This window comes from Shewanella sairae, assembly GCF_023283535.1.
Taxonomy (GTDB): domain Bacteria; phylum Pseudomonadota; class Gammaproteobacteria; order Enterobacterales; family Shewanellaceae; genus Shewanella; species Shewanella sairae.
Window position 1 is genome coordinate 1 of the sequence record NZ_JAKILT010000118.1, and the last position, 4,535, is coordinate 4,535.

The window sequence follows — 4,535 nt, forward strand, 5'->3', positions numbered from 1 at the left end:
TATTAATTGTAATACCGCGCTCACGCTCTTCTGGAGCGTTATCGATCTGTGCGAAATCACGAACAGTACCACCAAAAGCTTTGGTCAATACTGCAGAAATAGCAGCAGTTAGAGTAGTTTTACCATGGTCAACGTGACCAATGGTGCCCACGTTAACATGTGGTTTTACGCGTTCAAATTTTTCTTTAGCCATGGTATTGCCCCAATCCAAAGTATTTGGTGATGAAACTGCATATAGCAAAAAATCCGATGCATATAATATGTCATCGAATCAGTTAGTAAGATAATTAGATTGGCGAGAAGAAGGTTGGCGCTGATAGGTAGTCTTAAACTGGAAAAAGCACTCGAAACCGAGTGCTTTCTACTGATTAAGTATTATCAGCAAGATTTTGGAGCGGATGGCGGGAATCGAACCCGCGTTATCAGCTTGGAAGGCTGGAGTAATACCATTATACGACATCCGCGGAACCTACTTCAGGTTACCTAACTACCTAGAATATGGTGGAGGGAGAAGGATTCGAACCTTCGAAGGCTGAGCCGTCAGATTTACAGTCTGATCCCTTTGGCCACTCGGGAACCCCTCCAGAGAAATGGTGCCGGCACCAAGAGTCGAACTCGGGACCTACTGATTACAAGTCAGTTGCTCTACCAACTGAGCTATGCCGGCGTGTCATTTCGGTAGCGGATATTATGGAAATGTTCGTCTAAGTGCAATAGCAAAAGTGAAATATTATTAAAAAAAGCCTTCAAATGCTGTTTTTTTACACTTTAACGGCTTTTGAAGTACACTTTTAACGCTATTAATACCCATTCGAGTTGAAACCGAGCAGCCCGACTCTCATTGCAGTTGTTCATAATAATTCGATGGTGTAATGTGCCCTCCTTAACGGAGAACTTCTTGATGCCGCAAACCAACCAAATCCAAAACGCACTTTATCTCGCTTTTCAACGCCTGCAATGGTCTGGATTAAGGGAATCAGTGCCACTAACGTTAAGTGAAACCGACTTAGCTGACTTGCGTGGTCTCAACGAAAAGATCTCTTTATCAGAAGTAACAGATATATATCTACCGCTAAGCCGCCTATTAAACCTAAATGTGGGGGCTAAGCAGCAAAGAGGCTTAGCGTTAAATGAGTTTCTTGGTCACGTTCCACCAAAGCGCCCTTATATTATTAGTATTGCTGGCAGTGTTGCCGTAGGAAAAAGTACTACGGCTCGTATTCTACAGGCACTATTGAGCCATTGGCCTGAACACCCAAAGGTCGACCTAATCACTACAGATGGATTCCTCTACCCTCTAGCTGAACTTAAACGCCGTGGATTACTGCAGCGCAAAGGTTTCCCAGAAAGTTACGACATGAAAGCCTTAGTAGAGTTTATTTCCGCAATAAAAGCGGGAGAGTCTGAAGTCAGTGCACCGATATATTCACATATTACTTATGACCGTATTCAAGATGAGCAGCAATGGGTACGTCAACCGGACATCCTTATTATTGAAGGACTCAATGTGTTACAAACGGGTCAAGATTCTCCTGTTGATACACAACGACCTTTTGTATCTGATTTTGTCGACTTTTCAATTTATGTTGATGCGAATGAAGAGCTTTTGAAACGCTGGTATATCGACCGTTTCCTACAATTTAGAACGGGGGCTTTCAGTGATGAGAACTCTTATTTCCATCACTATTCAAAGCTTAATGATACAGAAGCGACAACAACCGCCTCTAATATTTGGGACACAATTAATGGGCCAAATCTCACCCTTAATATTTTACCCACTCGAGAAAGAGCTCATTTGATATTACAAAAAGGACCTGATCATATGATGGATCAGGTCCTATTGAGAAAGTAATCTACCCCAGCGAAATTAGTCTGCTTTACGTAGGCTAATTTCCCCCCCAATAAAGCTTTTTAGGCCTTTATCAGTTTCAAGAATAATAGCACCTTGCTCATCGATACCTCTGCAAATCCCATGCACTTCATCTTGCCCCATCAGCAACTTTACCGGCTGACCATCAAATAAATCAGCAGCGGCCCAACGCTCAGTAAATGCCTTTAATCCGGAACTCTGAAATAGGCAAAGATCTTGTTGCAACTGCTTTTGCAACAACACCAGTAATGCGGTTTTATCAGGCATAGATTGCTGACCGGTTAAATCGCTCCAGGGTTGATCAATTTGTGCAGCGTGTTGCTCACCCATCGCCATATTCAAACCAATGCCAATTACTAAATTACATTCGCTATCAGTCTGGCCATTCATCTCAATCAGCACGCCGGCAAGCTTTTTGCTTTCAAGGTAGATATCATTAGGCCATTTAACACCCACTTCTTTAACACCAAGCTTCTCAAGAACTGTCACAATCGAACAGGCAACGACTAAGCTCAAGCCCATAGCTTGCGCCATACCTTGAGGAAACTGCCAGAACATAGAAAAATACAGATGGCAGCCATAAGGCGACACCCATACGCGCCCACGACGCCCCCGCCCCGCTGATTGGTATTCAGCAACACAGATATCACCAGAAACCAAGTCTTCAGCGTGTTTTAAGATAAAAGCATTAGTACTCGGGATTTCATCGAAATAAAAACAGCGACTACTAATCTGCTGCTTTAATTCAGCTTCATTGACTAGAGAAATAGGTCCGTTTAAACGATAGCCCTTACCCTTTACACTATATATATCGACACCATATTCTTCTAACCCTGAAATATGATTTCTAACAGCGGTACGAGAAACGCCCAGTTGAGTTGCTAACGCTTCGCCAGATACGAATGTGCCAGTCGCTAATTCAGTAAGGATTTCACGTTTACGGATCCATTGCTCAGCCATGTTATAAACTCCTTTCGCCTGTTGCTGTAATCATTCGAGGTTCAACCTCTAATCTAATGCCAAATTTATTTTCTATTTTATCTACAATAGATTTCGCCAGTGCTAAAACATCGGCACTGGTGGCATTGTCTTTATTAATCAATACTAATGCCTGCTCAGTATGTACTGCAGCACCACCGATTTGATAACCTTTTAAGCCCGCTTTATCAATTAACCAACCTGCTGCGACTTTTGTTTGTTGCTCACAATGAGGATAACCAACCATACCTGGATAAGTAGACACTAAAGATTCAAACTGCTTAGTATCAATCAGTGGATTTTTGAAGAAACTACCGGCATTACCATACTGTGCAGGAGCAGGTAACTTGGCTCGGCGCGTTTCACATATACAATCAAATACTTGCTTTGCTGTCACATGCTTTGCATCAAACTCTCTAAGAGGCCCATAACCTAGCTGTGGTAACCACACTTTCGGTAGTTTAAAACCGACTCTAGTAATCACCGTTTTACCAAGTAGATCATTCTTAAATACCGAGTCACGATAACCAAACTCACATTCCTCAGTACTTAAGCGGATTAACTTAGCATTATTTAAATCAGCATATTCAACCCAATCACAAAAACGGTTGAGCTCGACACCATATGCACCGATATTTTGAATAGGCGCAGCACCTACAGTTCCCGGGATCAACGCCATATTTTCCAAACCAGAAAAACCATTTTCCAAGCAAAAACGAACTAGAGCATGCCAGTTTTCACCTGCGGCGACGCTTAAATAATGATTATTTTCATCCTCTGAAATATCAACACCCTTAGTTTCGACCAACACCACGGTTCCTAAAAAATCTTCACAAAGAACGATATTGCTGCCGCCACCTAAAATCAGCATCGGCTGGTTAGCTTGATAAAGTTTGCAACAGGTATCAATTAGCGCATCCAATGTGTTGGCTCGAACCAATTGCTGGCAGCCTCGGGCTAATCCGAACGTATTGAAGTCTTTAAGAGAGTGAAATCGACAGCTTGGCATTTGGATATCATTTGGAAGAAAAAAGCTATTGTAGCCTAAAGAAGCAGATCGCAGAAGCATAGAGCATGTTCGATGTAGCAGCGTGATTAAACAATCGAAGAAAAGCGAACACGAAGTAGACTACAGTGAGCGATGACTATCTAGAAGTTGCTGAAAAATTAAGCTTAACAATGTGGGTTACGTCTAAAATATGAGCAACCAAAGAAATGGCAGACACGAAAAAGCCCTGCTATTCCTAGCAGGGCTAATCGTAATGTTTGTGGGTGAGTACAGCGATAGCTGTGAGCTTACGAACGCGAAGCGTAGCGTAGCTGGGGCGGACTATTTTTTGTAAAAGTCCGCGACGTCACGACTAGATTAATAAATATTACAAAACGAAAAAGCCCTGCTATTTCTAGCAGGGCTTATCGTAATGTTGGCGGAGCGGACGGGACTCGAACCCGCGACCCCCGGCGTGACAGGCCGGTATTCTAACCAACTGAACTACCGCTCCTTTAGCAAAGTACTTACGCATGATGCTAAATGCTTTTTAAGTCGCTAGCTTGTCAGGGCTAGGAGACTCGATTTTCAATGAAAATCTTAAATTAGCGCCTGGAAATGACCTACTCTCACATGGGGAGACCCCACACTACCATCGGCGATATTGCGTTTCACTTCTGAGTTCGGAATGGATTCAGG

At 42.9% G+C, this 4,535-nt stretch carries 4 protein-coding genes, 4 tRNA genes and 1 rRNA gene; 1 reads left to right on the top strand and 8 read right to left on the bottom strand.

The annotated features are described in order from the left end of the window. The 4 genes from L2748_RS23100 to L2748_RS23115 all read right to left on the bottom strand — a co-directional run. On the bottom strand, window positions 1-193 hold a 193-nt coding region (locus L2748_RS23100; protein ID WP_248957735.1), incomplete at its 3' end, for a GTP-binding protein. Window positions 194-390: 197 nt separating this feature from the next. Further along, window positions 391-464 (bottom strand) — tRNA-Gly (locus L2748_RS23105). Window positions 465-499: 35 nt separating this feature from the next. After that, a tRNA-Tyr gene (locus L2748_RS23110) sits at window positions 500-584 on the bottom strand. Window positions 585-591: 7 nt separating this feature from the next. Beyond that, a tRNA-Thr gene (locus L2748_RS23115) sits at window positions 592-667 on the bottom strand. Window positions 668-901: 234 nt separating this feature from the next. Here L2748_RS23115 and coaA point away from each other — a divergent pair. Next, window positions 902-1,852, top strand: a complete 951-nt coding sequence (gene coaA / locus L2748_RS23120; RefSeq protein ID WP_220781340.1) for a type I pantothenate kinase — start codon at window positions 902-904, stop codon at window positions 1,850-1,852. A 15-nt stretch (window positions 1,853-1,867) separates the two neighbouring features. Here the strand turns inward: coaA and birA are convergent, their stop codons facing one another. The 4 genes from birA to rrf all read right to left on the bottom strand — a co-directional run. After that, a complete protein-coding gene (gene birA / locus L2748_RS23125) occupies window positions 1,868-2,830 on the bottom strand; it encodes a bifunctional biotin--[acetyl-CoA-carboxylase] ligase/biotin operon repressor BirA (protein WP_220781341.1) in 963 nt (320 codons plus the stop codon). 1 nt (window position 2,831) lies between these two features. Beyond that, complete coding sequence (gene murB, locus L2748_RS23130) at window positions 2,832-3,857, bottom strand: UDP-N-acetylmuramate dehydrogenase (RefSeq protein ID WP_220781342.1); 1,026 nt, start codon at window positions 3,855-3,857, stop codon at window positions 2,832-2,834. Window positions 3,858-4,273: 416 nt separating this feature from the next. Next, window positions 4,274-4,350, bottom strand: a tRNA-Asp gene (locus L2748_RS23135). A gap of 96 nt (window positions 4,351-4,446) precedes the next feature. Next, window positions 4,447-4,535, bottom strand: a 5S ribosomal RNA gene (rrf, locus tag L2748_RS23140); the annotation flags it as partial.

Coding starts and splice junctions, on each gene's coding strand:
- coaA (WP_220781340.1), top strand. CDS start 902: ATGCCGCAAACCAACCAAATCCAAAACGCACTTTATCTCGCTTTTCAA.
- birA (WP_220781341.1), bottom strand. CDS start 2,830: ATGGCTGAGCAATGGATCCGTAAACGTGAAATCCTTACTGAATTAGCG.
- murB (WP_220781342.1), bottom strand. CDS start 3,857: ATGCCAAGCTGTCGATTTCACTCTCTTAAAGACTTCAATACGTTCGGA.